Origin of the sequence: Allobosea sp. BH3 (genome assembly GCF_025499465.1) — a bacterium.
Taxonomy (GTDB): domain Bacteria; phylum Pseudomonadota; class Alphaproteobacteria; order Rhizobiales; family Beijerinckiaceae; genus Allobosea.
Genome location: NZ_JAIMCA010000004.1, coordinates 38,448 through 64,373 on the forward strand (window position 1 = coordinate 38,448; position 25,926 = coordinate 64,373).

A 25,926-nucleotide genomic window follows, 5' to 3' on the forward strand; every position below is an offset into this window, starting at 1 on the left:
CAACCGGATCGGTCCATGCGCCGCCACGGCCTATACGAGCCGCGGCGCGCAGGCAATCACGCAACGCTGGTGCGAGGCCGACCTTTCCATCTTGTCATCTCGCGCCCATGCCGCCGCAAAGCCGCCTCTGCATCATGGCAGGCTCCCGCCATCCGGAGGTTCGCCCATGCTGCGCACAGCGATCATCGCCGCCACCCTCGTCGCCCCCCTGCCCGCCCTCGCCCAGGACCAGGGCGCGGTGCGCAACGCCTGCAAGGCGGATTTCACCCGCAACTGCCCCGGCATATCCCCCGGTGGCGGCCGGCTGATCGCCTGCTTCAAGGAAAAGCAGGCCCAGTTCTCGGAGGGGTGCAGGACCGCCATGCAGAGCGCCCAGGCGAGCCGGCAGAAGAACTAGCAGAAGACCTAAGCGGCCTCGTCCGGCGGGGCATTGACGCCGCGCCAGCGGCCATAGCGCCAGGGCAGATACCAGCGCGCACCGCTCGGTATCTCCTCGCAGACAAGGTCGATCCCGCTCGTGCCCCAGGGATTGCAGCGGCAGATTCGCGCCGTTCCCATCCAGCCGCCGCGCCACAGCCCGTGGCGTTGAATCGCCTCGTCGGTATAAGCCGAGCAGCTCGGCCAGTGCCGGCAATGGCGGCCGACCAGCATGGAAAGGCTGAGCTGGTAGCCGCGAATCGCGACATGCGCGGCCCGGCGCGGCAAATGCGCGACAATGCGACCCCACGAACATCTTTGCTTAACAAAGACTCGGTGAAATAACGAAACTGCTTCGCGTTTTTCAGCCGCCACCAGAACCGCTTCCATCGCTCGATCCGGGAACATGATGTCCGCCGCCCGCTTTTGCCATGCCTTGCCTCGCCTGGCTCCCTTGCGCCAGCCCGCTTTGCGCGGGGCCCTCGCCGGCTTCGCATTGGTGCTGGGGCTCGGGCTCGCGACGCCGGGCCTCGCCCAGCAGCGCCCCTACCTGCTCTGGCTGGATGGCGCCAAGCTCGACATGGCCAAGATCATCGGCCTGCCTCCAGCGCAAAACAGCCCCGAGGACAAGGCCGAGTTCGAAAAGGTCCAGCAGATTTCGCTGAACCGTACGCCGGAGCGCGAGAAGGAGGCCATCGCCGACCAGCGCGTGGCGCTTGTGAATTTCCTGAACGGCATGGACACGGGCTATGTCGACGGTACTCACCGCGAGGTCCGCCTGCTCTTCCGCGAGGCTCAGGTCGAGCTCTCGATCCTGCTGAAGAGCGTCCACCGCCTGACCAACCGCACGCGCCCGTTCCAGCTCTGGGCCAAGGTCCGCGTCAAGCCTTGCCCTGGCGCGCGCCCCGAGGGCACCTCGTTCCCCTCGGCCCATGCCGCGACCGCTGCGCTCTACGCGGAGCTGCTGAAAGCGGCCGCTCCCCAGATGGAGGAGAAGCTGGAAGCGCGGGTGAAGAGCTACAACGAGAGCCGCCTGATCTGCGGCTTTCACTTCCCGAGCGACCTCGTCGCGGGCGAGAAGGCCGGCCGCGCCGTGGCCAAGGCCCTGCTCGCGGAACGCGCCTTCAAGGCTCGCTTCGACGATACCGTGCCGGAGATCAAGCAGGCCTTCGGCGTCAGGTAAGCGGGGAGCCGGTCAGGCCGCGGCCTCGCGCCGGCGCGCCTCAATCTGGTCGATCGCGTCGACCACGGCATCGAAAGTCAGCATCGTCGAGGCATGGCGCGCCTTGAAATCGCGCACCGGCACGAGCACGGCGAGATCCGCCCATTTGCCCTCCGGCGGCTCGGCATTCTCCTTGAGGATGGCGCGGGCCTGCTCGCGCACCTGCCGAAGCTCCTCGGCGGTCGAGCCGATCACATGCCGCGCCATGATCGAGGAGGAGGCCTGGCCGAGCGCACAAGCCTTCACGTCATGGCCAAAGCCGGTGACGACATCGCCATCCATGTTGACATCCACCGTCACGGTGGAGCCGCACAGCTTCGAATGGGCCTTGGCGGTGGCGTCCGGCGTTTCCAGGCGCTGCAGCAGGGGAATGTTCGCGGCAAAGGCGAGAATGCGCTTGTTGTAGACGTCGTCCAGCATGGCTTGTGTCTCTAGCGGCTCTGGAATGACCGGCTCGGACAACCAATATAAGGTTGATTGCTGCAAAGCGGGAGGGCATGGACTGCCCTTTCGCAGCAACGCAGCCTTCATGGGGCTGCAAAGCGTGAAGCTTATCTCAATGAAAGGCTCCACATGATCCCTGTGGTCAAGCCCTTACCCGTCGAGGGCGTTCCCTCAGCAGACCCGTTTCTGGTCCGCAAGCCCACTCGGGCCGAGGCCGAGGCCGCGGTGCGGACGCTCATCCTATGGGCGGGCGACAATCCGTCGCGCGAGGGGCTGGCCGATACCCCGCGCCGCGTCGCCGAGGCCTATCGCGAATATTTCAAGGGCTATGCCGAGGACCCGAACGAGGTCCTGGATCGCGTCTTCGAGGAGGTCGAGGGCTACCGGGACATGGTGCTGGTGCGGGACGTGCCCTTCCACTCCCATTGCGAGCACCACATGGCGCCCTTCTTCGGCAAGGCGCATATCGGCTACTACCCCGCGAACGGCGTGGTCGGCCTCTCCAAGCTCGCCCGCATCGTCGACGTCTTCGCACGACGCCTCCAGACGCAGGAGACGATGACGGCCCAGATCGCCGATGCGATCGAGCAGGCACTGCAGCCGCGCGGCATCGCCATACTGGTCGAGGCCGAGCATATGTGCATGACGATGCGCGGCGTGCAGAAGCACGGCTCCACGACCCTGACGACCCAGTATCGCGGTGTCTTCCGCGACGATCCGTCCGAGCAGGTCCGCTTCTTCACCATGGTGAAGTCGCCCGGCCTGTAAGCGGCAGCCCCGTGAGTATCGCAATGACTGCCTTTCCCGCCGTCACCGACAAGCGCGCCCTCGAGGAGGGCACGGTGCTGAGCCCGCGCTTCGATGCTAACGGCCTCGTCACCGTGGTCGCGACCGAGGCCGACAGCGGCGCCGTTCTGATGGTCGCGCACATGAACGCCGAGGCGCTGAAGCGCTCGATCGAGACCGGGGAAGCCTGGTACTGGTCCCGCTCGCGCCAGGAACTCTGGCACAAGGGCGCGACCTCCGGGCAGATCCAGACCATCGTCGAGATGCGGATCGACTGCGACCAGGACGCGATCTGGCTCAAGGTCAAGGTCGGCGGCGACGGCGGCTGCTGCCACACCGGCCGCTGCTCCTGCTTCTACCGTGTCCAACCCCTGCGCGACGACGGCGCGAAGCCGCTCATCCTATGCGACTAGAGCATTTTTGGGCGAAATCGACACCGGTTCGCGTGAAGAAAATGCATCAAGGACTTCAGAGGCTTTCGGACGCGCCTTCGCCCCTTCACCGTCCCGTCAAATGCAGGCGATAATGGCTGTTCGACATGCCGTTCACCTTTCGCTCATCGCGATCTGAGACGCTGCTCCCCTGCGGAGGAACAGCTTCATGCTCCGGGACGATATCGCGCGGGCCTTTGGACTCGGCGGAGACGGTGCTGCCATGACCGATATGCGTCTGCCCGAAGAGCAGCCGGCATCGGCAAGGCCGAAGATCGGCCTTGCGCTCGGTGGCGGCGCCGCCCGCGGCTGGGCCCATATCGGCGCGATCCAGGTGCTGGCTGACGCTGGGTTCAAGCCCGATGTGATCACCGGGACCTCGATCGGCGCGGTCGTCGGCGGCTGTCTCGCCGCCGGAAAGATCACCCAGCTCACAGAATTCGCCCGCAGCCTGACCAAGCGCCGCCTGGTGGGGTTGATGGACTTCCACATCGGCGGCGCCGGCCTGATCGGCGGCAGCCGGCTCAAGCGCCTGCTCGACCAGCACCTCAACGGCATCCGCATCGAGGAACTGCCGCAGCGCTTCGCAGCGATCGCAACCGAACTCGGCTCCGGCCACGAGATCTGGCTGACCCATGGCCCGCTGGTCGAGGCGCTGCGCGCTTCCTACGCGCTGCCCGGCGTCTTCGACCCCGTGAAGCTCGGCGGGCGCTGGCTGATGGACGGCGCACTGGTCAATCCCGTCCCCGTGACGGCGGCGCGCGCGCTCGGGGCCGATATCGTGATCTGCGTGAACCTCAACAGCGATCTCGCCGGCCGCGGCACGATCATCCAGAGCCACGGCTCCGATCCTGGCCCGCTCGTGCCCGAGCTCGAGGTGCGGCCCGAGCCGCGCTGGTATGACGGCATCAGCGGCGCCGCCCAGCGCGTCCGCAACATCGTCGGCCGCCCGGCCGAGAACCGGCCGGGCCTCGCCGGCGTGATGATGGACGCCTTCAACATCACGCAGGACCGCATCTCGCGCTCCCGCCTGGCGGGTGACCCGCCGGACGTGATGATCGGCCCGAAGCTCGGCCGCATCGGCCTGTTCGATTTCCACCGCGCGGAAGAGATCATCGAGCTCGGCCGGCAGGCGGCGCTGCGCTCCCTCGACGACATCACCATCCTCGCCGCAGCGGAACAGGCCGCAGCGGAAGACTAGAGCGCGCTGATTTTCTGCGGAAACGCGCCGTCATTCCGGGGCTTCGCGTCGCGAAGAGCCTTGAACCCATGGATACAGGCCTTTGAAGAAAGGGCGGCAGTGATGCCGCCCTTTCTCATTCCGTCAGTGTTCGTGGATTCCGGGCTCAGGCCTGCCCCGGAATGACGGCGCGTTTCCGAATGATGGGCCTCTCACGCCATGGCGATATAGTCGCGCATCGCCTGGCTCTCCGCCTCGATGGCCGCGACACGATGCTTCACGACGTCGCCGATCGAGACGATGCCGGTGACGCGGCCATTCTCCACCACTGGAACGTGGCGGAAGCGGCCCATCGTCATGATCTCCATCAGTTCGTCGACGCTGGTCTGCGGCCGGCAGGTCACGACCTTCGAGGTCATCGAGCGCGAGACCGCGCTCTCCAGCGCCGCTCCGCCCTGCTCGCCCAGCGCCCTGATGATATCGCGCTCGGACAGGATGCCGACGAGAGCGCCGTCAGCCCCCATCACGACGACCGCGCCGATACGCCTCTCGCTCAACGTACGGATCGCTTCGGCGAGCGTCCGGTGCGGCAGCACCGAGATGACTTCGCGTCCCTTGCCGCTCAGGAGCTGCTCGACATTCATGGACGTCTCCTCCTCGAAGGCGCGCCTTGGCCGGCGCGCAGGTTGGCTTGCGCCTCCCGCGGGCCGCCGGCAAACGCACGATGCCCGGGCGGCTCGAGGAGTGCTTCGCGATGAAATGAGTGTGTGGGAAGAGTTGGGCGCGCGCAAGGCCGGCAAATTGGCCGTCCAGCGCTCAGCGCCTCTGCGCGCCGCGGTCGAGAAGCGGAAAGAGCAGCAGGCCGACGACGAACCCGCCGATATGCGCCTCCCAGGCGATGCTGGTCTCCTCGCCGAAGATCGGTACCATCCCGGCGCCGAACAGGATGTTCGTCGCGAACCAGATGGCAATGAAGAGCAGGGCCCGCGAATTGCGCCACAGCTGCCCGAATGGCTCGGCGGGAATCGCCCGGACGACCGCATCGTTGCCGAGTTCGCCGAAGCGCATGCCGGGCGCGAAGACGAAGCGGACCGCCGCGGCCGTCGCCCCCGAGACACCGGCCGAGGCGCCGACCAGCGGCAGGACCTCGAGCTCGCGCGACCACCAGTGCAGCAGCGCCCCGCCGATCGTCGAGAGCGCCATCAGGTTGAGGAAGCTCCAGCTGCCGAGCCGCCGGGCGACCGGACTGCCAAAGGCGGCGAGCCAGACGGCGTTGGAAACCAGATGTAGCCAGGAGCCGTGCAGGAAGCCGTATGTCAGCACGGTCCAGAGCCTGACGCCGCCATCGGCCAGCAGCAGCCTGACGAGCTGCAGCCGCTCGACGACATCCGACCCGCCCGCCTGCGACAGGGCGCCGACGACATCGTCGATCCGCTCGGGGCTTATCCATAACGTCAGCCGCGCCGGCACGAAGGCGAGCCACGACATCAGCAGATAGTCGTCATAGTCCGACAGCAGCGAGCGGCCGGCTTGGATCAACGCCAGAATGCCCAGGAGCCAAACGACCGCTGAGGGCAGGTTGAAGGCGGGTTCGCGCGCCGGAGGATGGGATTCAGGGTATGCCATGTGGGCGCCACACTTGCCGAAGCGGCAGGGCGGCGCAAGCGCCGCAGCCTCCCTGGCACGAAAAAGGGAGAGAGCTTTCGCCCCCTCCCTTCGCCGGCTGTGTCACCGCGCAGCCATGCCGCGCGGCGTGTCACGCCCCCCCCGCCTCGCCTGGCCAATGATGGCTCTCATTCGCGAATTCGGTGGCATTTGATATGCATTTTAGCGGTCATCCACAAAGGTAACACTTGGTTAACCCTAATGGCCCGCGTTACCTCCCCCCGCCGGACCGGGAGTGGCAAAACGGCATGGCGAATGCGTTTTGGAAATTCCGAAGAACAATTCGTCCCCTTCTTGAACGGATATGCGTCATCACTGAACGCAAGCACGTTCCAAAGGGAGGCAGCCGGTTACAAGGGCACAGGATGAAGAACGCAAGCACCCGTCTGGTCTTCGAGTATTGGGACGCGCTGCGCGGCGAACGGGCCGCGCCGGAGCGTGGCGAGATCGAGCCCGGCGCGCTGCGTCCTGCGCTGACCGATACTTTCATCCTGGAGAACGAGCCGATCGGGCCGGTGTTTCGCCTGGCCGGCACAAGGCTTTGTGCCCTCGTCGGCCAGGAGTTGCGCGGCCGCGCCTTCTCCGCGCTCTGGCCCGATATCGAGTCGCAGGGCGACATGCGCCGCCTCGTCCAGACCGTGATGGATGAGAGCGCCGGCGCCGTCGCCGGATTATCCGGCGAATCGACGACAGGCACGCCGCTCTATCTCGAACTCCTGCTGCTGCCGCTGCGCTATCGCGGACGCACCCACGCCCGCGTTCTGGGCGCGCTTTCGCCCGCCGCCTCGCCGGATTGGCTCGGCCTCGACACGGTCGAATCGATGCGAATGATCTCGCTCCGGATGCTTTGGCCCGCCGAGGCCGCGCGCCCGGCGCCGATGCCACAGCGCGCCGATCCGCCGCGATTCATCGTCCTGCCTGGCGGACGCGCCTGAATCTTAAAGTCCGCGCTCCGGCCGGAACGGTCCGTTAACCAGCCGCCACCTAGGATCGGACCGGAATTCCCAGGTCGGTCATTCAATGCTGAGCGCGCTCCAAACGCCCCGTACGGCTGCTTTCCCTGTCGAGCGCAGGCGGCATCACCGTATGAAGGTCGTGCTGCTGGGCCGCTACATGCTGCCCAACCGCATGGAATATCCCTGCCAGACGATCGACATCTCGCCGGGCGGCCTCCATCTCGCCGCGCCGGCGAAGGCGAAGCCCGGCGACCGCGTCATCACCTATCTCGACCATCTCGGCCGGATCGAAGGAACCTGCGTCCGCACGACGATGGAAGGCTTCGCGATGACGATCACCGCGACCAGCCGCAAGCGCGAGAAATTCACCGCACAGCTGACATGGCTCGCCAATCGCGAGGAACTCGGCCTGCCCGAGGATCGTCGTCACGAGCGCATCGTGCCGCGCAACCCGCGCGCGGTGCTGACGATGGATGACGGCGCGGCGCATGTGATCCGCCTCATCGACATCTCGCTGTCCGGAACGGCCTTCTCGAGCGATCTCGACCTCCCGCTCGGCACGCCTGTGCGGATCGGCTCCACCCCGGCCCAGCTCATCCGCCGCTTCGACGGCGGCTATGCGGCCGAGTTCCGCTTCCCGCTCTCCCCCGACGTCCTCGACGAGAACATCGAACTCTGAGGCCGGGCTGACGGCGCCCGCCGCGCTGTCGAACCTCCCCCTCCGCCGCAGTCGATTCGTCATGCCCGGGCTTGATCCGAGCATCTTTCCCGGATGAGGCTTCACTGCCCACGCCGCCGGAGCTTCTCCGGTGGGCCTGCAGACCTTCGAGAAGCCCCTGCATGCTCGAGCGATTTCCTTGCGCAACGCGCGCGTAGGTTAATCACCCGTTTCAGCATAACGAAATAGCAATGGTTAATCGATCGTTCCGCAATCGTTGCGAATCGTTACTGTCCAGTTTGATCAAGGTTGATCTTGATATTTACTTGGGGCCTTAGGCGCCCGAATACATAAATTTGTTCGTTTCCATTTCAGGTCGAATCCATCGACCTGCCGGCATCGTCTCCCCGGGACAGAAAGGGGACGACATGCTCCAAATTCATCGCAGTCTGACCGGGATAGCTTTCGTGGCGCTGGTCGCCGTGACGGGCGCTTCTTCCGCCAACGCCCAGAGCATGGCCGGCATTCCGGTCGCGAGCGCCCCGGCCGACGCCTCGGGCGATGCGCGGGCGCCCTATGCCTGGACGGATTTCTGCAAGCGTTCGCCGGCGGAGTGCCGCACGGATACACGCGAGCCGGATCAGGTCGCGCTGACGCCGAAGCTCTGGAAGACCATCCTGGGCGTCAACAACGGCGTGAACCGCGAGATTTCGGCCATCACCGACGAGGATCATTGGGGCGTCGTCGATCGTTGGGACCTGCCGACCGACGGCAAGGGCGACTGCGAGGACTACGCTCTGCTGAAGCGCAAGCGCCTCGCCGAGGCCGGGCTGCCGCGCCGCGCCATGCTGATGACCGTGGTGATCGACGAGGAGAATGCCGGCCACGCCGTGCTGATGATCCGCACCGACCGCGGCGACTTCGTGCTCGACAACAAGCGCAACGCGATCCTGCCCTGGAGCCAGACCGGCTACGTCTACGTCAAGCGTGAGTCGCAGTACCGCACGGGCTGGACCTCGCTCGGCGGCGCGCAGACGCCAACGGTCGCCTCGGTGCAGCGCTAGGCCTGGCTCCTTCGACAATCTGGCGGGACAGGCGAGGCTCGGTCACGTCCCCACACCCGTCCCCAAAGGATCGGGTTTCGCCAGGGCCGGCTTCCCAGCGGGGAGTCGGCCCGCTTCTTTTGAAATGGGCCGGGCCGGCCAGGCGCTCAGTCGAGCCTTTCGAGCCCGGCCGCGAACTGCCGCCAGCGCTTCACATACCCCCGAGCCGAGGCGGTGATGCCCGCTGCCGCCTGCTCGTCCAGCGTCCGGACCGCGCGCGCGGGAGAGCCGACGATCAGCGAATTGTCGGGAAACTCCTTGCCCTCCGTGACCAGCGCATTGGCGCCGACGAGGCAGTTGCGGCCGATCTTCGCGCCGTTCAGCACGGTCGCCCCCATGCCGACGAGGCTGTTTTCGCCAATCGTGCAGCCATGCAGGATGGCGCGATGGCCGATCGTGCAGTTGGCGCCGACCGTGAGCGGCGAGCCCATGTCGGTGTGCAGCACGCACCCTTCCTGGATGTTGCTGCCCTCGCCGATCTCGATCCATTCATTGTCGCCGCGCAGCACGGCACCGAACCAGATCCCGACATCGCGTCCGAGCCGCACCCGGCCGATGACATGCGCGTCCGGCGCCAGCCACCATGCCCCCGCGTCCGGCGTCTCGGGCCGCGTCCCATCCAGTATGTAAAGTGGCATCGCGCTATCCTTGGGCTTCCCCTGGAGCCGGATCCAATCAGGTTGCTTCAACCTGATCGGCGAATCCGCCTCTCGATTATTGATAGAGAACGCGTGTTCCGATCGGCGCGCGCTCTAGCCGAGGATTGCAGACGAGCGGTGCCTCCCGTCAAGCGCCGAGAAACATCAGCAGGTCGAGCACGATCCGGCCAGAGGCCATGCTCCAGACCGCCGCGATCATGCTGGCGAGCATCACGAAGACGAGCGGCCGCCCCTCGATCCGCCGGCCGCGCACCGTGTTGCGCAGGATCAGGAACGGAGCGCTGAACACGACGACCGGGACGCTGGCGACGGCGGCGAGCCCGCCCGCCTGCAGCAGCTTGAAGTCGGCCCGGCGGGTGGTGAACAGCTCATAGGCGCTGGCCAGCAGGCCCGCGAACGCGAAGCCGAGAAAGAGCGACTGGAGCGCCTCGAGCGCGGCGGGCTGAATGGTCACGGGCGCAATCCTCCCCGAACGACGCGCCCGGAACCTGCCGCAGGACGGGCCGCCTGTGAAGGACAGGCTTAACAAATGGTTAACGCCAAATCGCTAAAGCCCCCATCCGGCACAGTTCGGCAGAGCTGGCGATTTAGAGGGTCTTCATGGCACGATCGTCGAATATTTCCGGAGGGCGACATGACTGACGCCGAGGCAAAGCCTGCGATCTTCGATGCCGCGCCAGCGCACCCTGAAGAGATCAGATCGGAATTCCAATTGAGGGTGGGCAAGTCCATCACCCTGGAGGGCAAGGCCCGGATCACGCCGGCGGGGCTGGTATGCTCAGGTCTTGCCGTCGCACTGATGGGATTCGGGCTGGGGTATCTCGCTCGTTCCCGTGTTCGGCGGGCCAGGTGACCTGAGTTGAACAGACCAACGGCGATCCGCCGGCTTATGGTTTACGGACCGTTAAGGCGGCGGTGATTCAGTAGCGCGGAACCCATCCCCGGCCGTCTGGCGAAGGTATCCGGAATGACCGCGTCGCTGTCCCATCACAGGCCCGGACATCAAGCAGCCCATCTGGCCTCGATGGTGCGGATGCGCCTGCAGCAGCGCGTGCCGGCGCCGCTGCCGCGCGCCGACGGCGCCCTGCTCAAGGTCGCGCTCGGGATCATGATCGCGGGAATGCTGGCAACGGCGCTTGCCCTCTACCTTACCCATGGCAGCGAAGAGCAGCCCTCGGTGCTGCAGGCGGCCCGCGTCGGCCATGTCGCGCTGATGATCCCGAAGGACCTGACCGGACCGAGCGAGCAAGACGACACCAGCCGTCTCGTCGGCATGGCCCGGCTGCGGCTGGACTGGCCGAGCCTCGGCCCGGTTCAGCCCGGCCCCGTGCAGCCGCAGAGCCGCAAGCGCCTGCTGATCACGCTGAGCCCGCCCGACAAGGTCAACGAGCCGGCGCGGCAACTCGCCACCTATGCCCGCTTCCTGACCTCGACCGTCTGGTCCAATCCCGGCGGGCTCGTGGTGCGCGGCTTCCGCAAGGGCTCGCCCTTCGAGGGCGACGAGTTCTATGTCTCGGTGCCGGATGGCAGGGGCTTCGCCGCCCGCTGTCCGATCGAGACCGCCGCCAATCTCGACGAGCCTTGCCGCATCACCTTCCAGCATCGCGGCATGGACGTGAACATCCGCTTCCCCCGCGCCATCATCGCCGACTGGGCTTTGATGCTCGGCGGCGTGCGCCGGACGATCGACGGGCTCATCCGCTAACGGCAGGTCGTCATTCTCGGGCTGGCTTCCCTTCTCCTCTTGCGGGAGAGGGCGGCAGCGCGAAGTGCTGACGGATGAGGGTCGCTCAAGTCGGAATCGTGAGTGGATTGAAATGCGCAGATTCAGGGCGGCGCACCTTCCCCTCAACCCTCTCCCTCAGGGGGAGAGGAGGTTGTCACGCGGCTTCGGCAGGCGCCTCGGAACGAAGGTTCAATCCTCGAGATCGACGTCGAGGATCGCCATCGTGAAGTTGAAGGAGCGGTCGCCGTCCTCGTCGTCGACATGGATGATGCCGATGAACTCCTCGCCCAGATAAACCTCGGCCGAGTCGGTCTTCTTCATGCGGGCGCGCACGCTGATCGCGTGGTTGTTGAAGGTGCGGCGCAGATAGGCTTCGAGCTTGGCGAGTTCTTGCTTGTCCACGATCGGGATCCTTTCGATTGGCCGGGAGCGATGCCACGGCACGTCCATCAGGGCAAGCGAAAGCAGCCGGGTAGACATGACGGCCCCCCTCTCATCCCGCTTGCCTGTCGCCCGCGGAATCGTGCGATGCTCTCCGCCCCTCGAACGTGACGGACCGCCCTGATGAAGCCGTGGCTTGCCCCCGCCCTCGCCTATGTCGCGAGCTGGCTCGAATTCCAGCGCCGCTTTCACGGCCAGCCGGGCTGCGCCGTCGCCATCGCAAACGGCAGCGAGATCGTGCTCGAAGCCGCCTTCGGCAGCGCGAATCTGGAGACTGGCGAGGCGCTGACGCCACGCCACGGCTTCCGCATCGCCTCCCATTCCAAGAGTTTCACCAGCGCCGGCATCCTGCGCCTCGTCGAGGACGGGCGCCTGAAGCTCGACGACAAGGTCGGCCAGTTCGTCGATGGGCTGCACCCCGAGATCGCCGCCGCCACCATCGGCCAGGTCCTCTCCAACAGCGCCGGCCTCACCCGGGACGGGCCGGACAACGGCCAGTTCCTCGACCGCAAGCCCTATTGCGGCAAGGCCGAACTGCTGGCCGACCTCGCCAGGCCGCCGGTCTATCCCGCCTCGCAGCGCTTCAAATACTCCAACCACGGCTTTGCTCTGCTCGGCCTCGTCATCGAGGCGGTGACGGGGCTGAGCTACAGCGAATGGATCACCGACGAGGTCGTCTCCAAGGTCGGCCTGCTGGAGACCAAGCCCGATATCAATCTCTGGGGCGAGCGCCCGATGGCGAAGGGCCATAGCGGCATGCATCCGCTCGGCCGGCGCATTGTCATCCCCGCCGACAATCTCGGCAACGCCATGATCTCGGCCGCCGGCTTCGTCGCCACGGCGGCGGATGTCGCGCGTTACTTCGCACAGCTCTCGCCAAAGGCGAAAAAGAGCGTCCTCTCCCCGCTGAGCCGGCGGGAGATGACGCGCCGGCTCTGGCCCGACGACGAGGCGAGCGTCGGCCGTCATTACGGGCTCGGCACCATCTCCGGCGGCGAAGGCGACTGGCGCTGGTTCGGCCATTCCGGCGGCTTCCAGGGCTTCATCACCCGCACCGCCGTCTTCCCGGCGCATGGCCTCACCGTCTGTGTACTGACAAACGGCATCGATGGCCTGGCCCATCAGTGGCTCGACGGCATCGCCCATATCCTCAAGGCCTTCTCGGAGCGCGGAGCGCCCCTACCCGAGGCAAAGGACTGGACCGGCCGCTGGTGGACCATCTGGTCCGCCAGCGATCTCGTCCCGGCTGGCAAGCATGTCCTCGTCGCCAGCCCCGCCCTTTTCACGCCCCTGCTGGACGCCGCAGAGATCACGCTGGAAAGTCCCGACCGTGGCCAGATCACCCGCGCCTCGGGCTTCAACAGCCCTGGCGAGCCCGCCGAACTTAAGCGCGACGGCACCGGCACCGTAAATTCGGTCCAGCTTGGCGGCGCCCGGCTCGTCGGCGAAGAGGAGATGAAGGGGGAGATGCTGGAGCGCTACAGCGGAGCGGCATCGTAGCGAAAGCACCGCTAAGCCCGCTCACCTTCAATCCACTGCGGAAAAAGGGGAGCGGGCGCGCCTGCCGTTTCCGCCCTCCCGCCACGCATTCGCCTCGATCCCACCGCACCGTCCTCCCGAGGGCTGGCCGATGCGCTTGACCGCTTCAATCGCCATGGCGGCTTTGCTGGCCGTGGGAGCGACGAATGCCCACTCCCATCAGGCACCGAGCCGCTGGGAGTACCCGCCGCTGTGCTGTACCGGTATCGACTGCGCGCAGATCGAGCCCGAGGACGTGCGCGAGAACCCGGCCGGCTTCATCGTCACGATCGTCCCCGGCGGGCATCCCATGTGGCCGACCACCCGGCGCGAGCCGCTGGTTATCGAAGTTCCCCATCAGAGAGTGCAGCCCTCACCGGACGGACACTGGCATCTCTGCATCGATGCCCTCGGCGGATTTCTCTGCTTCTTCGCCCCTGCGGGCGACTCCTGAGACGATAAAGCCCCTCGCGTCATGGTCGGGCTTGTCCCGACCATCCACGTCTCCCTTCGGCCAGCGCGGTGTTCAAGACGTGGATGCTCGCCACAAGGGCGAGCAGGACGACCCTGGAGGGACGACCGGCGCGTCCGATCAGATATAGGCGCCGCAATCGCCTTCGAGGATTTGGTCCATCGAACGCGAGGGCTCGGCGCAGCCGGCCTGGCCCACGACCTTCGCCGGCACACCTGCCACCGTCATGTTGCGCGGCACCGGCTGCAGCACCACAGAGCCGGCGGCGACGCGGCTGCACTGGCCCACCTCGATATTGCCGAGGATCTTGGCACCGGCGCCGATCAGCACGCCCTTGCGGATCTTGGGATGGCGGTCGCCGCCCTGCTTACCCGTGCCCCCCAGCGTGACGCCATGCAGCATCGAGACGTCGTCCTCGATCACGGCCGTCTCGCCGACGACGAGGCCGGTCGCATGGTCGAGGAAGATGCCCTTGCCGATCTTCGCAGCCGGGTTGATGTCCGTCTGGAACACCTCGGAAGAGCGCGTCTGGAGGTAGAGCGCGAAGTCACGCCGATCCCGCCGCCAGAGCCAGTGCGCCAGCCGGTGGCACTGCAGGGCGTGGAAGCCCTTGAAGAAGAGCACCGGCTCCAGCACGCGATAGCAGGCCGGGTCGCGGTCGAGCACCGCCAGCACATCGGCGCGCATGCCCGGCCCGATCGTCTCGTCATCGGCCATCGCCTCGGTGAAGGCCTGCTCGATCAGGTCCGAGGTCACGGCCGGATGGCCGAGCCGGACGGCGACGCGATGTGCGACCGCACTTTCGAAGCTCGGCTGGTTCAGCACCGAGGAGACGATGAGGGTGCCCAGAGCAGGCTCGGCCGCGACGGCGGCCTCGGCCTCCCGGCGCAGCCTGGACCAGACGGAATCGACCAGCTCGAGGCCAGCGACGTTAGCGCGTGCTTCCACGGCGGAGCGCCCTGCAGGCATGTTCGTTCTCCGGAGATCACCGTCGGCGGAAGGACAGCCTAGCCCGAAGCGGGCGGCCGCGCCAAAATTTCATGCGGACGGATTTTGAATCGAAAGAGGAGGCGGCGGACTCAGTTTTTCAGAGAACGTCGACAACACATTGGCGTCGCCCGCTTTTCCAGTGCGCCCCTCGGGAGCCAGATCGTTCTCACAAACGCGCGAGAAAGTCGAGCACGGCCTGTTTGTGGCTCCTGTCGCCGACCGCGAGATTGTGGTCGCGCCCCTCGATGTCGAAGGATTCCGCATCGGGGATGAGCTTCGCCAACTCCGGGCCGGAGCCTGAGACATCATCCTTCGTGCCCACGCTGATGAGCGTCGGCATCGAAATCTCTCCGACCTGCTCGGCGGTGAGGGTCTGGCGCGAGCCGCGGATGCAGGCGGCTAGCGCCTTTAGATCGCTCTTGGTCTGCTCGGCGAAGGCCCGGAACATCCGCTGCATCGGGTCGGTCAGCACCTCGAGAGAGGGCGCCTCCATCGCGTCAGCGATGCCGAGCGGCAGCCCCACCCCCTCGACCAGATGGATGCCGAGCCCGCCGAGCAGCAACGCATCGAGTCGGCGCGGATGCGCCAGTGCCAGATGCGCCGAGATGCGCGCGCCCATCGAATAACCCATCACCGCGGCGCGCGGGATGTCGAGATGGTCCATCAGCCGACGCACATCCTCGGCCATGATATGGGAGGAATACGCGGCGGGATCGTAGAGCTTCTCGCTATGACCATGGCCGCGATTATCGAGCGCGACGACACGATAGCCCGCATGGGTCAGCGTCTTGGTCCACTGGGTATTGATCCAGTTCGTCGCCATGCTGGAAGCGAAGCCATGGACCAGAACCACGGCGCGGTGCTGATCCACCTCCCCGGTCGGGGCGAGGTCTGTATAGGCGAGGCTCACGCCGTCGGAGGAGAAGCTCTTCATGCGGATCTTGGCAACGAGGCCCCGAAAGGCAGGGAATGAACGAGTTGCCCTTCCCTGCCATGACAGGGCCGCCTTGGATAGCTGCGGCCATGCAGCTTGCCTATGAGCCGCGGCCATGATGAAGCCGAGGCCATGAGCCAGACTCTCGCCGGCCAGACCGCCTCCACCGCGCCCTCGTCGTCCCGCTTCGCGCTGGTCGACCTCGCCCGCGGCTTCGCGCTGCTGGCGATGTTCGTCTACCACTTCGCCTATGACCTCTCCTTTTTCAGGCTGATCGAGACCGACGTCGTCATCGAGCCGGGCTGGCGGCTCTTTGCGCGCTGCATCGCCGGCTCGTTCCTGACCATCGTCGGCTTCAGCCTCGTGCTGGCGACGCGCAAGGGCCTGAATCGCAAAGCTTACCTGAAGCGCCTCGCCATGGTCGCGGGGGCCGCCGCGCTGGTTTCACTCGGCACATGGTTCGCCCTGCCGGGGAACTTCATCTTCTTCGGCATCCTGCATCACATCGCGGTCGCCAGCGTGCTCGCTTTGCCCTTCCTGCGCCTGCCGGTGGTCCTTGTCGCGCTGGCGGCAATCATCGCCTTCGCCCTGCCCCGCTTCGTCGACCTGCCGCCGTTCGACGAACCCTGGGCGGTCTGGCTCGGCCTCTCCCATGTGCCGCTCCAGACGGCCGATTTCGTACCGGTCTTTCCCTGGTTCGGCTTCGTGCTGAGCGGTATCGCATTGGCCCGGCTGCTGCTGCCGCGCCTCGCGGATACCAGGCTCGCAAGCTGGCAGCCCCACCTGCTCCCCGCGCGAATCATCGCCTGGGGCGGGCGCCACAGCCTGCCGATCTACCTGCTCCACCAGCCGCTCTTCATCGGCGGCCTGATGCTCGCGACCCTGGTCGTGCCGACGCCTTCGCCCGAGGAGCGCACCTTCCGGACCGATTGCCAGCTGAGCTGCGCCAGCCCGAACCTGCCCCAGCAGGTCTGCCGCGCGGTCTGCGCCTGCACGGTCGAAAGCCTCAAGCGCGAAAAGCTCTGGCAAAAAGCGCTCGACGGGCTGCTCGCACCGCAGGAAACCCTCCGGATGACGGAGCTGGCCCAAAGCTGCCTGCGCGAGCGGGAGCGGCAATAGCGCACTGGCGTCCGGCCGCCCGACCGGATAGGTTGCGCCCGAATTCAGACCTGCGAAGAGCGACGAAGATCATGGCCGACCACGCCATCCCGCATTTCCACAACGAGCCCGGCGTTCCGGTCATCCATGTCGGCGCGCATGAATTCATGTGCATCGGCGCCAAGCCGCCCTTCGATCATCCGCATGTCTTCCTCGACATGGGCTCGGATCACGAGATCGTCTGCCCCTATTGCTCGACGCTGTTCAAATACGAGCCGTCGCTGAAGGGCGCACAGTGCAACCCGCCGGAATGCGCCTATCAGGACGCCGCCAAGGCCGCCTGACGACGGCTAGCATCGGACCGAAAAATGGAATCCGCTTTTCGGATTGATCCGATGCGGCAGCGATCCGAGGCCATCCCGCCGGCGGAGTGATCAGGGGCCGCCGCGCCCCCGTTCTTCATCGAAGGCATCCAGCGTGTCCGCTCCTCATCTCGTCATCGCCGGCGCCGGCATCGGCGGTCTGGCCATGGCGCTCAGCCTCGCCCGCCGGGGCATCGCCGTCACCGTCGTGGAAAAACGCACGAGCTTCGGCGAGCTGGGCGCAGGCCTCCAGATCAGCGCCAATTCCGGCCGCATCCTCGATGCGCTGGACCTCACCCTGCCGCTCAAGCGCGTCGCCGTCTCCTCGCAGGGGCTAGTCGTCAGGCGCTGGGGCAACGGCTCGCAGCTGCTGGAGATGCGCTACGAACCTGAGCGCATGCCGACGCCCTTCCGGCTGATGAAGCGCAACGACCTCCACACCGTCCTGCTCGACGCCGTCCGCGCCATGCCGAATATCCGCCTCGTGGTCGGGCGTGGCGTCGAGGACCTCAGCGCGGACGAGAACGGCGTTACAGTCGGCCTCGCCGGTCAAAGCGGCAGCGCCGAGACCATCGCCGGGCTCGGCCTGATCGGAGCGGACGGAGTCAGGTCGCGCGTGCGGGACCTGACCGGCGATGCCTCGCCACCCGTCTTCACCGGCTATGAGGCCTGGCGCACCACCGTGCCCGCCCGCCCCGGCGAAAAGCCCGGCGTGACGCTCCATCTCGGCCCCGGCCGCCATGCGGTCCATTATCCGGTCGCGGCCGGCCGCGAGATCAACCTCGTTGTCGTGCGCCAGGCGAAGGAAGCCCGTGAGGGCTGGTCGCGCGAAGGCGACCGCGCCATCGTGACCGAGCATCTCTCCGGCGCCTCCCCCGCCCTGCGGGAGCTCGCCGGCGCTGCCACGGACTGGCAGGTCTGGTCGCTCTTCGACCGCAAGCCGGCCGCGATGGCGAAGGGCCGGATCGCGCTGATCGGCGATGCGGCCCACCCCGTCCTGCCCTTTCTCGCGCAAGGCGCATCGCTCGCCATCGAGGATGCCGCCGTGCTGGCGCGGCTCCTGGCCGAAAAGCTCGGCAGCGAAGGGGCTTCCGGCGTGCCGGCCGCCATGGCCGACTATGCGAAGCTCCGCGCCGCCCGTGTCGCCCGCGTGCAGGCCGAAAGCCGCGGCAACGGCCGCAATTACCATATGAGCTGGCCGCTCAGCCTCGCCCGCGACCTCGCCCTGAAGCGGATGGGCGCCGAGGGTCTGCGCAGGCGTTACGACTGGCTCTATGATTGGTGCGACGACAACTGATCTGGTGATCGCCGCAATGCGTCCCTATCTTTCTCTCCGGGAAGGGATGGAGACCATATGATCCGCGTCAATCTGCTGGGGCTCAACGGCCGCGTCCGCACCATGCCGCGCTGGGCGACATGGCTTGCCATGGCGGCGAGCTTCGTCGTCGGCGTCGCGCTGTTCCTTGTCGCCGCGAGCCTCGCGCTGATCCTGATCCCCGTGGTGGCGGTGGCGGGCGCCATCGCGGTCTGGCGGTTCAAGGCCAAGCTCAAGGCAGCGGGCATCGATCCCGCCGACCCCTTTGCCGGTCAGCCGCAGCAGGCCGGGCGCGTCGAGGTCATCGACGCCGAATACCGCATCATCGAGCCCGGCGAGCCGCCGCGTCGTTGAACCTCAGCCAAGTCCGCCTTTGAGCAGGACGCCAGCGACCGCACAGGCCGCCAGCACCGGCATCATGCCCAGCTTGAAGCGCAGCAGCATGATGGCCGCCGCAGCCGAGAGTAGCGCGGCGCGCCAGTCCAGCGAGGCCAGTACCGGCAGGTCCGGCTCGAGCCCGAGGATCGCCATGCTGCGGACCTCGTGGAACAGCACATGCAAGCCGAACCAGAGCGCGAGGTTGGCGATGACGCCGACCACCGCCGCCGTGATCGCCCCCAGTGCAGCCGAAAGGCCACGGTTGCCGCGTAGCGCCTCGACGTAAGGCGCACCGAGGAAGATCCAGAGGAAGCAGGGCGCGAAGGTGACCCAGAGCGTCAGCAATGCGCCGAAACTGCCCGCCAGGAGCGGGGGCAGGCTCCCCGGAGCGCGGAAGCCGGCGAGGAAGCCGACGAATTGCAGCACGAGGATCAGCGGCCCCGGCGTCGTCTCGGCGAGGCCGAGCCCATCCAGCATCTCGCCGGGCTTCAGCCAGCCGAAACCGTCGACCGCCGCCTGCGCGACATAGGCCAGTACCGCATAGGCGCCTCCGAAGGTCACCACCGCCATCGTGCTGAAGAAGCTGCCGATCTGCGTCCAGACGCTGCCCGACCCAGTCAAGAGCCACAGCAGCGCCACGGGGCCAAGCCAGAGCGGCAGCCAGACGGCGAGGACCGCGATGGCCTTCGCCGCGCTCGGCCGGACATGCGCCAGCTCGCCTCGCGCCAGCAGCCCGTCGATGAGCCCGACGCTCGCGGGCCCCGCCGCGCCGTGGCGAGAGCCGTTGCCGAACCAGTCCGGCCGGATGCGGTGGCCGAGCCAGCCGACGAAACCGGCGCCCAGGATGATCGCCGGAAACGGCACCTTGAACAGAAAGAGCAGAATGAAGGCGGCCGCCGCGACCGCCACCATCGCGCCGTTGCGCAGCGCCCGGCGGCTGATCCTGACACCCGCCTCGATCACGATGGCGAGCACCGCCGCCTTCACGCCGAAGAACAACCCGTCGACCAGCGGGACATGGCGCAGCGTGACATAGAGAATGCTGAGCCCCAGCATCACCAGCGCGCCGGGCAGGACGAACAGCAGGCCGGCGATCAGCCCGCCCAGCGTGCGGTGCAGCAGCCAGCCGATATAGACGGCGAGCTGCTGCGCTTCCGGTCCCGGCAGGAGCATGCAGTAGTTCAACGCATGCAGGAAGCGCTCCTCGCCAATCCAGCGCCGTTCCTCGACCAGCTCCCGGTGCATCAGCGCGATCTGCCCCGCAGGCCCACCGAAGGACAAAAGGCCGATGCGCGCCCAGACGCGGGTGGCCTCACCGAAGCTCGGCAGGCGCTCGTCCGCCCGCTCGACGGCGACCTTGCTTGCGATGTTCATGACCGGGCCTCCCCCGTAGGGCGTGCGGCCGGCCAGTTATGCGTCTCCTCGCTCGCATCCCGGCACCAGCGATAGAAGGCGTCATAGAGCAGCATCCCGGCTTCCAGCTGATCGAGATCGTGCTTGAACATCCGCGAAAGTCCCAGTGATGCGGCCAGCAGCCCTGCGGCGCGGGGCTCGGCCTCGAGCGTCGCGGTATCGGCCGCCCGGACGATCAGAGCCAGCGCGTCGAGCGCCGGCGATTTCAGCCCAAACTCCTCGATCATGATGTCGAACGTGCAACGAGGCCCGCGATGACTCCAGAACACGCCCTCGACATCGAAGGGCGTGGCATCGAAGCGCTCCGCAACCGCCTGCACCTCTGGAGACGCGACGAAGAGAAAGACAGCCTCGCTGTCGACGAAGCGCCGGATGAGCCAGGGACAGGCGATGCGGTCGACCTTCGGCCGCGCCCGCGTGACCCAGACGCTGCCACCGGATCGCCCGCGGGGCGGCAGAAGGGCCGGCGAGAACACGAGCCCCCCGGCCTGCCGCCACGCGACATGCCCGCCCTCAAGCGTCTCGGCCGAAATGCCTGCGTGCCGCAGCCAGGCCGCGACCCCTTCGCTGAGCTTCTGCCCCCGATGGCAGACGACGACCACGCGCCTGTGGTCACCGTAGAGCGGCGCCCAGTCGGCGACGTCGCGATGGCTGCGGCGCTGTGACGCCGGCAGGAAGGTCGGATCGGCATCGACATCCTCGTCGATCCGGACATCGATGATCGTCGGCGCGTCAGGCAATCCGACGAGCCGCGCAAGCTGAGCAACAGTGATCTGTTCGTTGGAAGACATGGCGTCCATCCTAAGATTAGGAAGCTGGACGCGATCGTTTGGCCGTGGCCTCACGGGGTTGTCGCGATGAACCCCTTGCGGGATTTACACCATGGGTGATCCGCCGCCGTCAACACCGGCGATCAAGAGGCTGCTGCCCCATCACGGAACCGCATGTCATCCCGGACGCAGCGAAGCGAAGATCCGGGATGACGTCGTGTTTCCGCGCAACGTCAGCGCGCTCTGGCTCAATCGATCCGGCTGACCAGGATCTTGTCAATGCGGCGGCCGTCGAGATCCACGATCTCGAAGCGCCAATGCCCCTTGTCGAAAGTCTCGCCGACATTCGGCAGGTGGTTCATCTCGGCGAGCACGAAGCCGGCGACCGTCTGGAAATCGGCATCGCGCGGGATCTGGATGCCGAGCTCATGCGAGAACTCGTCGACCTGCATCCAGCCGGCGACGAGATAGGAGCCGTCTGCCCGCGTGACGATGGCCTGCTCGCTCTCCTCCTCCTCCTGGAAGGCGCCGATGATCGCCTCCAGAACGTCGCCCGGCGTGATGATGCCCTCGAAATGGCCGTACTCGTCGAAGACCAGCGCCATGTGGACGCGGCTCGCGCGGATTTCGCGCAACACATGCAGCGAGTCGGCGGTGTCCATCACGATCGGCGCCTCCTGCACATGCGCGCGCAGACCCTGCAGGTCGCCATCGCTGGCGGAGAGGAAATCGATCAGGTCCTTCACAAGGACCACGCCGGTGATCGAGTCCGCCTCGCCGTCCTGGACCGGCAGGCGCGAGCGGCGCGTTGCGCGAAGCTCCTCGCGAATCTGCTCCAGGCTGTCGGAAAGATCGATGACCTCGACCTCACGGCGCGGCGTCATCAGCGCGCGCGCCGAGCGATCGGCCAGTCGCATGACGCCGGCGATCATCTCGCGCTCGTCGCGCTCCAGCACGCCGGCCGTCTCGGCCTCGGCGATGATGGTACGGACCTCCTCTTCGGTGACCCTTTCCTCCGATTCGCCCTTCTGCCCGAGCAGCGCCAGCACCGCCTTGCCCGAGACATCGAGCAGGAAGACGACCGGCGCGCCGATCTTGGCCACCAGCGACATGGCCGGCGCCACACGCGCCGCAACGCGCTCCGGATCGCGCAGCGCGACCTGCTTGGGCACCAGTTCGCCGAGGATCAGCGAAAGATAGGTGATCGCCACCACGACGAGACCGACGCCGAGGGTGTCGGAGACCGAAGGCGAAAGGCCTTGGGTGCCGAGCCATTCGGACAGGCGCGTGCCGAGCGTCGCGCCCGAGAAGGCGCCGGAGAGCACGCCGACGAGCGTGATGCCGATCTGGACACTGGAGAGAAAGCGACCGGGATCATTGGCGAGGCGCATCGCGGTCGCGGCGCCCCTGCTTCCCTGATCGCTAAGAACCTTGAGGCGCGCCGGGCGCGAAGAGACCACGGCGAGTTCCGACATGGCGAGGAGACCATTGACGATCGTCAGCGCCACGACGATCAGGATTTCGGTTAACAAAACCAGCCTGCTTGCTGTGAAGCCGCGACATATGGCAGCCCACTTCCAGGCCCCTTATAGCGGATCGCTGCCCTAACGCGATGGGGCGGGCGAAAGATTTCGTGAGCGAATGATGAGCAAGCCGAGCTTCTGGCAGCCGACGCAGGACGAGCGATCCGCCGCCGATCCGCGCCTGCGCGCGCCTTCCGCCCTGCGCAACCGCGATGCGATCCTGGCGGTCCTGCGCGACGTTCTGCCGGCGGCCGGGCTCGTGCTGGAGGTCGCCAGCGGCTCCGGCGAACATGCCGTCCATTTCGCGTCGGCCCTGCCGGCCCTGACCTTTCAGCCGAGCGATCCCACTCCCGAAGCGATCGAGAGCATCGCGGCCTGGATAGGGGAATCAGGGCTTCCCAACATCCTGCCACCGCTCCTGCTCGACGCCGGAATGCCGCAATGGCCGATCGCAGCCGCCGACGCCGTTCTCTGCATCAACATGGTCCATATCTCGCCCTGGCGCGCGACCGCGGGCCTCTTCCGCCAGGCAGGGCGTTTGCTGAAGCCCGGAAGCCCGCTTTACCTCTACGGCCCCTACCGCCGCCCCGGCCAGCCACTCGAGCCGAGCAACGCCGCATTCGACGAAAGCCTGCGCAGCCGCAATGCCGAATGGGGCCTGCGCGATCTCGAAGCCGTCGAAGCCCTCGCCGCCAACAACGGCTTCAATGCCGCGCAGGTCATCGAGATGCCGGCGAACAATCTCAGCCTGATTTTCAGAAAGCGCTGACAGACAATGGTGCGGACGGCGGGGATCGAACCCGCATACCCAAAGGGCGAGAGATTTTAAGTCTCTTGCGTCTACCAGTTTCGCCACGTCCGCGTGGATGAGAGCGGTAGCGGCCGGATGGCCGACGTGCAAGCGCCGCAGAGCGTCGTCAGCGAAAGCTCAGCGCCGATGCGCCGGCTTGTACCACTCGACCCCGTCGGGATCGACATAGAGGCCGGGCGCCACGTCGGAGCCGATCGCCTTCTGTTCCATCGGCACCGGCACCGTGTCGTCGCGGTCGCCTCGCTTGACATAGGTGCCCGAGGGCTGGCCGGCATGGCGATGACCGCCGCGCCCGGCGCTGCTGGCGAGCCCGACGACACCCGCCCGCCCCGCGACCTTGTCCTGCAGCTCCGTCACCGGCCGCCCGACGAAGGCGACCTTGGCGCTGCCCTCGACCACGGGCAGCGCCCGCCGCGCGGCGCCCTCGCCCGTCACTCTCACGCCGATGAAGCGCGGCACATAGCTCGCCCCGCCCTTGCCGAAGGATTCCCAGCCGCCGGAGGAGACGATCTGCGCCCCGCAGCGCTTGTGGCTGCGCTCGCAGGCCGCCCGCGAGGCGTAGCGTGGCGCGCGCTGCTCGAACTCGGCCCTGGCGTTGCGATAGGCGAACTCGCATTGCTCGGCGGTCAGCCGCCCCGCCTCGATGCATTCGTCGCGGCGCACATAGGTCGCAGCCGGCGATTGAGCGGCGAGATCGGCCGGGTTTGCGAGAGAAAGGACGGGCGCGAGCGTGGCGACGCGAAGCGTGGCGAGGATCGAAGCCGGAATCATCATGGCGCGTAAGAGCATGATGATTATGGCTTTAAAGCATCGCCCCGAAAGGTGGAATGCGGTTTTCGGATAAAATCGATGCACAATCAAAGAGCTGAAGCATCGGCCGAATACGGTATTCGGTCCTATGCTTTAGAGCAGCGCGCGGCGTGATGCGGCCAACTCCCGCGTCGAGCCATAATCGATCTTGCCATTGCCCAGCACTGGGATCGCCTGCGTCACCAGGATCGCGCGCGGCACCCAGAGCTCAGGGAAGCCCTCCGCCTTCGCTGCCTCCTGCAGCGCCGCGCGATCGGCATCGGGCTTCTCGGTGACGAGGACAAGCTGCTCGCCCTTGCGCGGATCGGGCAGACCGACGACGACATGGTTCTGGTCCGGCCAGACCTTCGCGACCATGCTCTCCACCGCCGCCAGCGAGACCATCTCGCCACCGAGCTTGGCGAAGCGCTTGGCGCGGCCGCGGATCGCGACGAAGCCATCGTCGAGCACGACGATGTCGCCGGTATCGTGCCAGCCGCCTTCGGGCGGGACGACGCGGCCGGGCTGCTCGGGGTCGAGATAGCCGAGCATGACGTTCGGCCCGCGCACGGTGAGCCGCCCGCCCTCATGGATGCCCTCGACCGGTTCCAGCTTCGCCTCGATCGCCGGCAGGAGCTTGCCGACGGTTCCCTCACGGATAGCAGCCGGCGTGTTGACGGCCAGCACCGGCGAGCATTCGGTGCAGCCATAGCCTTCGAGGATGGTGGTGCCATAGGGCTCCCACATCCGGCGCGTATCGGGCTTCACCCGCTCGGCCCCGGCCACGACGTAGCGCACGCTGCCGAGATCGTTGGCATCCGCGGCGCGAGCATAACCTTGCAAAAACGTGTCGGTCGCGAGCAGGAAGGTCGCCTTCGTCTCGCCGATCAGCTTCGGCACCTGCTTGTAGTGCAGCGGGCTCGGATAGAGCACGACCTTCATCCCGTGCAGCAGCGGCACCATCATCCCCGCCGTCAGGCCGAAGGAATGAAACGCCGGCAGTGGGTTCATGAACACGTCCCGCTCCGAGATCGCCCCGCCGGCATGGGCGAAGACCTGCCTGGCGTTCGAGACGAGATTGGCATGGCTCAGCACCACGCCCTTCGGCCTGCCCTCCGTGCCCGAGGTGAAGAGGACAACAGCCGGATCGTCGGGCTTTGCCTCATAGGCGCGGTGCGCCAGCCCCGGCGCGAGGCTCATCAGGGCGCCGAGCGCCTTGTCGAGGCTGGTGAGCTGCTTGCGGATGTCTTCGAGATAGACGATCCGCCGCCCCTCCCCCAGCGCCGCGATCTCGTCGTCGAGCTTGCCCTGGTCGACGAAGCGGCGCGAGGTCAGGATGATCTTGAGCTGCGCCAGCTCGCCCGCTGCCCTGAGATTGCGGACGCCCGCCGTGAAGTTGAGCATGGCCGGTACGCGGCCGTAGGCGAAGAGCGCAAACAGCGTCACCGCCATGCCCTGCATGTTCGGCAGCAGCACGCCGACATGCTCGCCCGGCTTCGTCAGCGCCGCGAGTTTGCGGCCGAGCACCAGAGCGCCCAGCACGAGATTGCCGTAGCTGACCGGCTTGCGCTCCGGATCTTCAAGCGCGATGCGCCCGCGGCCATGCCGCGCCACGGTCTGGAGCAGCGCGCGGAAGACGGTGATCCGCGACGCTGCGGCGTCGAAGCTGTTGACGGCCATGTCCGGTGCCCCTTCCGGGTCGGCGTTTCCTCGGGGGTCAACCTAATGAGATCGGCGCGGGTTTCAACGGAGAGCAGCCGTCATTCTCGGGCGAAGCGAAGCGTAGACCCGAGAATCTCTTGCAGCATAAGGCGCCTCTTCCGGCCTGATATGCTCGGGTCAAGCCCGAGCATGACGCGCTGAAC

Annotated in this window: 31 protein-coding genes and 1 tRNA gene; 17 read left to right on the forward strand and 15 right to left on the reverse strand. The window is 66.9% G+C overall.

The window, feature by feature from the left end:
• The first annotated feature begins 166 nt into the window (after positions 1–166).
• Positions 167–397 (forward strand): hypothetical protein, encoded by a 231-nt coding sequence (locus BoBH3_RS12970; protein WP_262331239.1) that lies wholly within the window; start codon positions 167–169, stop codon positions 395–397.
• Positions 398–405: 8 nt separating this feature from the next.
• On the opposite strand, the gene yidD is transcribed toward BoBH3_RS12970, so the two are convergent.
• Positions 406–705, reverse strand: a complete 300-nt coding sequence (gene yidD, locus BoBH3_RS12975; RefSeq protein WP_262331932.1) for a membrane protein insertion efficiency factor YidD — start codon at positions 703–705, stop codon at positions 406–408.
• Positions 706–823: 118 nt separating this feature from the next.
• Here yidD and BoBH3_RS12980 point away from each other — a divergent pair, with 118 nt between their 5' ends.
• On the forward strand, positions 824–1,600 hold the full coding sequence (locus BoBH3_RS12980) for a phosphatase PAP2 family protein (protein WP_262331240.1): 777 nt from the start codon (positions 824–826) through the stop codon (positions 1,598–1,600).
• A gap of 12 nt (positions 1,601–1,612) precedes the next feature.
• On the opposite strand, the gene BoBH3_RS12985 is transcribed toward BoBH3_RS12980, so the two are convergent.
• On the reverse strand, positions 1,613–2,059 hold the full coding sequence (locus BoBH3_RS12985) for an iron-sulfur cluster assembly scaffold protein (protein ID WP_262331241.1): 447 nt from the start codon (positions 2,057–2,059) through the stop codon (positions 1,613–1,615).
• Between the two features lie 153 nt (positions 2,060–2,212).
• Between BoBH3_RS12985 and folE the strand changes: the two genes are divergently transcribed.
• The 3 genes from folE to BoBH3_RS13000 all read left to right on the forward strand — a co-directional run bounded on the left by folE (position 2,213) and on the right by BoBH3_RS13000 (position 4,501).
• On the forward strand, positions 2,213–2,851 hold the full coding sequence (gene folE, locus BoBH3_RS12990) for a GTP cyclohydrolase I FolE (protein ID WP_262331242.1): 639 nt from the start codon (positions 2,213–2,215) through the stop codon (positions 2,849–2,851).
• Positions 2,852–2,874: 23 nt separating this feature from the next.
• Positions 2,875–3,282, forward strand: coding sequence for a phosphoribosyl-AMP cyclohydrolase (gene hisI, locus BoBH3_RS12995; RefSeq protein ID WP_262331243.1), 408 nt, complete (start codon positions 2,875–2,877; stop codon positions 3,280–3,282).
• Positions 3,283–3,523: 241 nt separating this feature from the next.
• A complete protein-coding gene (locus tag BoBH3_RS13000) occupies positions 3,524–4,501 on the forward strand; it encodes a patatin-like phospholipase family protein (RefSeq protein WP_262331244.1) in 978 nt (325 codons plus the stop codon).
• A gap of 191 nt (positions 4,502–4,692) precedes the next feature.
• Here the strand turns inward: BoBH3_RS13000 and BoBH3_RS13005 are convergent, their stop codons facing one another.
• Positions 4,693–5,124: a CBS domain-containing protein gene (locus BoBH3_RS13005; protein ID WP_262331245.1), complete on the reverse strand. Its 432-nt coding sequence runs from the start codon at positions 5,122–5,124 to the stop codon at positions 4,693–4,695.
• Positions 5,125–5,296: 172 nt separating this feature from the next.
• Complete coding sequence (locus BoBH3_RS13010) at positions 5,297–6,106, reverse strand: rhomboid family intramembrane serine protease (protein WP_262331246.1); 810 nt, start codon at positions 6,104–6,106, stop codon at positions 5,297–5,299.
• Between the two features lie 404 nt (positions 6,107–6,510).
• Here BoBH3_RS13010 and BoBH3_RS13015 point away from each other — a divergent pair, with 404 nt between their 5' ends.
• The 3 genes from BoBH3_RS13015 to BoBH3_RS13025 all read left to right on the forward strand — a co-directional run bounded on the left by BoBH3_RS13015 (position 6,511) and on the right by BoBH3_RS13025 (position 8,823).
• Positions 6,511–7,080: a PAS domain-containing protein gene (locus tag BoBH3_RS13015; RefSeq protein ID WP_262331247.1), complete on the forward strand. Its 570-nt coding sequence runs from the start codon at positions 6,511–6,513 to the stop codon at positions 7,078–7,080.
• Between the two features lie 85 nt (positions 7,081–7,165).
• The gene (locus BoBH3_RS13020) at positions 7,166–7,780 is read left to right on the forward strand and encodes a PilZ domain-containing protein (protein WP_262331248.1); all 615 of its coding nucleotides are present in this window, start codon (positions 7,166–7,168) and stop codon (positions 7,778–7,780) included.
• 407 nt (positions 7,781–8,187) lie between these two features.
• Entirely contained in the window at positions 8,188–8,823 is a 636-nt protein-coding gene (locus BoBH3_RS13025; protein ID WP_410050597.1) for a transglutaminase-like cysteine peptidase, read from the forward strand.
• A gap of 146 nt (positions 8,824–8,969) precedes the next feature.
• Here BoBH3_RS13025 and BoBH3_RS13030 read toward each other — a convergent pair whose 3' ends face one another.
• Both BoBH3_RS13030 and BoBH3_RS13035 read right to left on the reverse strand, forming a co-directional pair.
• Positions 8,970–9,500: a gamma carbonic anhydrase family protein gene (locus BoBH3_RS13030; protein ID WP_262331249.1), complete on the reverse strand. Its 531-nt coding sequence runs from the start codon at positions 9,498–9,500 to the stop codon at positions 8,970–8,972.
• Positions 9,501–9,648: 148 nt separating this feature from the next.
• A complete protein-coding gene (locus tag BoBH3_RS13035) occupies positions 9,649–9,975 on the reverse strand; it encodes a DUF6949 family protein (RefSeq protein WP_262331250.1) in 327 nt (108 codons plus the stop codon).
• Between the two features lie 180 nt (positions 9,976–10,155).
• Here BoBH3_RS13035 and BoBH3_RS13040 point away from each other — a divergent pair, with 180 nt between their 5' ends.
• Positions 10,156–10,374: a hypothetical protein gene (locus tag BoBH3_RS13040; protein ID WP_262331251.1), complete on the forward strand. Its 219-nt coding sequence runs from the start codon at positions 10,156–10,158 to the stop codon at positions 10,372–10,374.
• A gap of 114 nt (positions 10,375–10,488) precedes the next feature.
• Positions 10,489–11,226 (forward strand): hypothetical protein, encoded by a 738-nt coding sequence (locus BoBH3_RS13045; RefSeq protein ID WP_262331252.1) that lies wholly within the window; start codon positions 10,489–10,491, stop codon positions 11,224–11,226.
• 210 nt (positions 11,227–11,436) lie between these two features.
• Here the strand turns inward: BoBH3_RS13045 and BoBH3_RS13050 are convergent, their stop codons facing one another.
• A complete protein-coding gene (locus BoBH3_RS13050; RefSeq protein ID WP_410050611.1) occupies positions 11,437–11,652 on the reverse strand; it encodes a DUF3126 family protein in 216 nt (71 codons plus the stop codon).
• A 159-nt stretch (positions 11,653–11,811) separates the two neighbouring features.
• Between BoBH3_RS13050 and BoBH3_RS13055 the strand changes: the two genes are divergently transcribed.
• Positions 11,812–13,188, forward strand: coding sequence for a serine hydrolase domain-containing protein (locus BoBH3_RS13055; protein ID WP_262331254.1), 1,377 nt, complete (start codon positions 11,812–11,814; stop codon positions 13,186–13,188).
• Positions 13,189–13,318: 130 nt separating this feature from the next.
• Positions 13,319–13,660 (forward strand): hypothetical protein, encoded by a 342-nt coding sequence (locus tag BoBH3_RS13060; RefSeq protein ID WP_262331255.1) that lies wholly within the window; start codon positions 13,319–13,321, stop codon positions 13,658–13,660.
• A gap of 138 nt (positions 13,661–13,798) precedes the next feature.
• Here the strand turns inward: BoBH3_RS13060 and cysE are convergent, their stop codons facing one another.
• Entirely contained in the window at positions 13,799–14,647 is an 849-nt protein-coding gene (gene cysE / locus BoBH3_RS13065; protein WP_262331256.1) for a serine O-acetyltransferase, read from the reverse strand.
• A 187-nt stretch (positions 14,648–14,834) separates the two neighbouring features.
• Complete coding sequence (locus BoBH3_RS13070) at positions 14,835–15,602, reverse strand: alpha/beta fold hydrolase (RefSeq protein WP_262331257.1); 768 nt, start codon at positions 15,600–15,602, stop codon at positions 14,835–14,837.
• A gap of 132 nt (positions 15,603–15,734) precedes the next feature.
• Here BoBH3_RS13070 and BoBH3_RS13075 point away from each other — a divergent pair, with 132 nt between their 5' ends.
• The 4 genes from BoBH3_RS13075 (at position 15,735) to BoBH3_RS13090 (ending at position 18,731) form a co-directional block, all read left to right on the forward strand.
• Positions 15,735–16,721, forward strand: coding sequence for an acetyltransferase domain-containing protein (locus tag BoBH3_RS13075; protein ID WP_262331258.1), 987 nt, complete (start codon positions 15,735–15,737; stop codon positions 16,719–16,721).
• Positions 16,722–16,792: 71 nt separating this feature from the next.
• On the forward strand, positions 16,793–17,044 hold the full coding sequence (locus BoBH3_RS13080; protein WP_262331259.1) for a zinc-finger domain-containing protein: 252 nt from the start codon (positions 16,793–16,795) through the stop codon (positions 17,042–17,044).
• Positions 17,045–17,177: 133 nt separating this feature from the next.
• Entirely contained in the window at positions 17,178–18,359 is a 1,182-nt protein-coding gene (locus tag BoBH3_RS13085; protein WP_262331260.1) for an FAD-dependent oxidoreductase, read from the forward strand.
• A gap of 57 nt (positions 18,360–18,416) precedes the next feature.
• Positions 18,417–18,731 carry a hypothetical protein gene (locus BoBH3_RS13090; protein ID WP_262331261.1) on the forward strand — a complete coding sequence of 105 codons (315 nt, stop codon included), beginning with the start codon at positions 18,417–18,419 and terminating at the stop codon, positions 18,729–18,731.
• A 3-nt stretch (positions 18,732–18,734) separates the two neighbouring features.
• Here the strand turns inward: BoBH3_RS13090 and chrA are convergent, their stop codons facing one another.
• The 3 genes from chrA to BoBH3_RS13105 form a co-directional block, all read right to left on the reverse strand.
• Entirely contained in the window at positions 18,735–20,129 is a 1,395-nt protein-coding gene (chrA, locus tag BoBH3_RS13095; protein ID WP_262331262.1) for a chromate efflux transporter, read from the reverse strand.
• The gene (locus BoBH3_RS13100; RefSeq protein ID WP_262331263.1) at positions 20,126–20,959 is read right to left on the reverse strand and encodes a sulfurtransferase/chromate resistance protein; all 834 of its coding nucleotides are present in this window, start codon (positions 20,957–20,959) and stop codon (positions 20,126–20,128) included. Before BoBH3_RS13100 ends, chrA begins: the two co-directional genes overlap by 4 nt.
• A gap of 227 nt (positions 20,960–21,186) precedes the next feature.
• Positions 21,187–22,470 (reverse strand): hemolysin family protein, encoded by a 1,284-nt coding sequence (locus BoBH3_RS13105; protein ID WP_262331264.1) that lies wholly within the window; start codon positions 22,468–22,470, stop codon positions 21,187–21,189.
• A gap of 112 nt (positions 22,471–22,582) precedes the next feature.
• Between BoBH3_RS13105 and BoBH3_RS13110 the strand changes: the two genes are divergently transcribed.
• On the forward strand, positions 22,583–23,230 hold the full coding sequence (locus BoBH3_RS13110; protein ID WP_262331265.1) for a class I SAM-dependent methyltransferase: 648 nt from the start codon (positions 22,583–22,585) through the stop codon (positions 23,228–23,230).
• 7 nt (positions 23,231–23,237) lie between these two features.
• On the opposite strand, the gene BoBH3_RS13115 is transcribed toward BoBH3_RS13110, so the two are convergent.
• From BoBH3_RS13115 to BoBH3_RS13125, 3 genes are all read right to left on the reverse strand, one after another.
• A tRNA-Leu gene (locus tag BoBH3_RS13115) sits at positions 23,238–23,323 on the reverse strand.
• Positions 23,324–23,389: 66 nt separating this feature from the next.
• Positions 23,390–24,046, reverse strand: coding sequence for a DUF1190 domain-containing protein (locus tag BoBH3_RS13120; protein ID WP_262331266.1), 657 nt, complete (start codon positions 24,044–24,046; stop codon positions 23,390–23,392).
• 129 nt (positions 24,047–24,175) lie between these two features.
• A complete protein-coding gene (locus BoBH3_RS13125) occupies positions 24,176–25,741 on the reverse strand; it encodes an AMP-binding protein (RefSeq protein ID WP_262331267.1) in 1,566 nt (521 codons plus the stop codon).
• Positions 25,742–25,926: the final 185 nt, after the last annotated feature.

What these genes read in the sequence shown, in the direction of transcription:
- BoBH3_RS12970 (WP_262331239.1), top strand. Translation starts at nt 167, where the DNA reads ATGCTGCGCACAGCGATCATCGCCGCCACCCTCGTCGCCCCCCTGCCC.
- BoBH3_RS12980 (WP_262331240.1), top strand. Translation starts at nt 824, where the DNA reads ATGATGTCCGCCGCCCGCTTTTGCCATGCCTTGCCTCGCCTGGCTCCC.
- BoBH3_RS12985 (WP_262331241.1), bottom strand. Translation starts at nt 2,059, where the DNA reads ATGCTGGACGACGTCTACAACAAGCGCATTCTCGCCTTTGCCGCGAAC.
- folE (WP_262331242.1), top strand. Translation starts at nt 2,213, where the DNA reads ATGATCCCTGTGGTCAAGCCCTTACCCGTCGAGGGCGTTCCCTCAGCA.
- hisI (WP_262331243.1), top strand. Translation starts at nt 2,875, where the DNA reads ATGACTGCCTTTCCCGCCGTCACCGACAAGCGCGCCCTCGAGGAGGGC.
- BoBH3_RS13000 (WP_262331244.1), top strand. Translation starts at nt 3,524, where the DNA reads ATGACCGATATGCGTCTGCCCGAAGAGCAGCCGGCATCGGCAAGGCCG.
- BoBH3_RS13005 (WP_262331245.1), bottom strand. Translation starts at nt 5,124, where the DNA reads ATGAATGTCGAGCAGCTCCTGAGCGGCAAGGGACGCGAAGTCATCTCG.
- BoBH3_RS13010 (WP_262331246.1), bottom strand. Translation starts at nt 6,106, where the DNA reads ATGGCATACCCTGAATCCCATCCTCCGGCGCGCGAACCCGCCTTCAAC.
- BoBH3_RS13015 (WP_262331247.1), top strand. Translation starts at nt 6,511, where the DNA reads ATGAAGAACGCAAGCACCCGTCTGGTCTTCGAGTATTGGGACGCGCTG.
- BoBH3_RS13020 (WP_262331248.1), top strand. Translation starts at nt 7,166, where the DNA reads ATGCTGAGCGCGCTCCAAACGCCCCGTACGGCTGCTTTCCCTGTCGAG.
- BoBH3_RS13025 (WP_410050597.1), top strand. Translation starts at nt 8,188, where the DNA reads ATGCTCCAAATTCATCGCAGTCTGACCGGGATAGCTTTCGTGGCGCTG.
- BoBH3_RS13030 (WP_262331249.1), bottom strand. Translation starts at nt 9,500, where the DNA reads ATGCCACTTTACATACTGGATGGGACGCGGCCCGAGACGCCGGACGCG.
- BoBH3_RS13040 (WP_262331251.1), top strand. Translation starts at nt 10,156, where the DNA reads ATGACTGACGCCGAGGCAAAGCCTGCGATCTTCGATGCCGCGCCAGCG.
- BoBH3_RS13045 (WP_262331252.1), top strand. Translation starts at nt 10,489, where the DNA reads ATGACCGCGTCGCTGTCCCATCACAGGCCCGGACATCAAGCAGCCCAT.
- BoBH3_RS13055 (WP_262331254.1), top strand. Translation starts at nt 11,812, where the DNA reads ATGAAGCCGTGGCTTGCCCCCGCCCTCGCCTATGTCGCGAGCTGGCTC.
- BoBH3_RS13060 (WP_262331255.1), top strand. Translation starts at nt 13,319, where the DNA reads ATGCGCTTGACCGCTTCAATCGCCATGGCGGCTTTGCTGGCCGTGGGA.
- cysE (WP_262331256.1), bottom strand. Translation starts at nt 14,647, where the DNA reads ATGCCTGCAGGGCGCTCCGCCGTGGAAGCACGCGCTAACGTCGCTGGC.
- BoBH3_RS13070 (WP_262331257.1), bottom strand. Translation starts at nt 15,602, where the DNA reads ATGAAGAGCTTCTCCTCCGACGGCGTGAGCCTCGCCTATACAGACCTC.
- BoBH3_RS13075 (WP_262331258.1), top strand. Translation starts at nt 15,735, where the DNA reads ATGAGCCAGACTCTCGCCGGCCAGACCGCCTCCACCGCGCCCTCGTCG.
- BoBH3_RS13080 (WP_262331259.1), top strand. Translation starts at nt 16,793, where the DNA reads ATGGCCGACCACGCCATCCCGCATTTCCACAACGAGCCCGGCGTTCCG.
- BoBH3_RS13090 (WP_262331261.1), top strand. Translation starts at nt 18,417, where the DNA reads ATGATCCGCGTCAATCTGCTGGGGCTCAACGGCCGCGTCCGCACCATG.
- chrA (WP_262331262.1), bottom strand. Translation starts at nt 20,129, where the DNA reads ATGAACATCGCAAGCAAGGTCGCCGTCGAGCGGGCGGACGAGCGCCTG.
- BoBH3_RS13100 (WP_262331263.1), bottom strand. Translation starts at nt 20,959, where the DNA reads ATGTCTTCCAACGAACAGATCACTGTTGCTCAGCTTGCGCGGCTCGTC.
- BoBH3_RS13110 (WP_262331265.1), top strand. Translation starts at nt 22,583, where the DNA reads ATGAGCAAGCCGAGCTTCTGGCAGCCGACGCAGGACGAGCGATCCGCC.
- BoBH3_RS13120 (WP_262331266.1), bottom strand. Translation starts at nt 24,046, where the DNA reads ATGATGATTCCGGCTTCGATCCTCGCCACGCTTCGCGTCGCCACGCTC.
- BoBH3_RS13125 (WP_262331267.1), bottom strand. Translation starts at nt 25,741, where the DNA reads ATGGCCGTCAACAGCTTCGACGCCGCAGCGTCGCGGATCACCGTCTTC.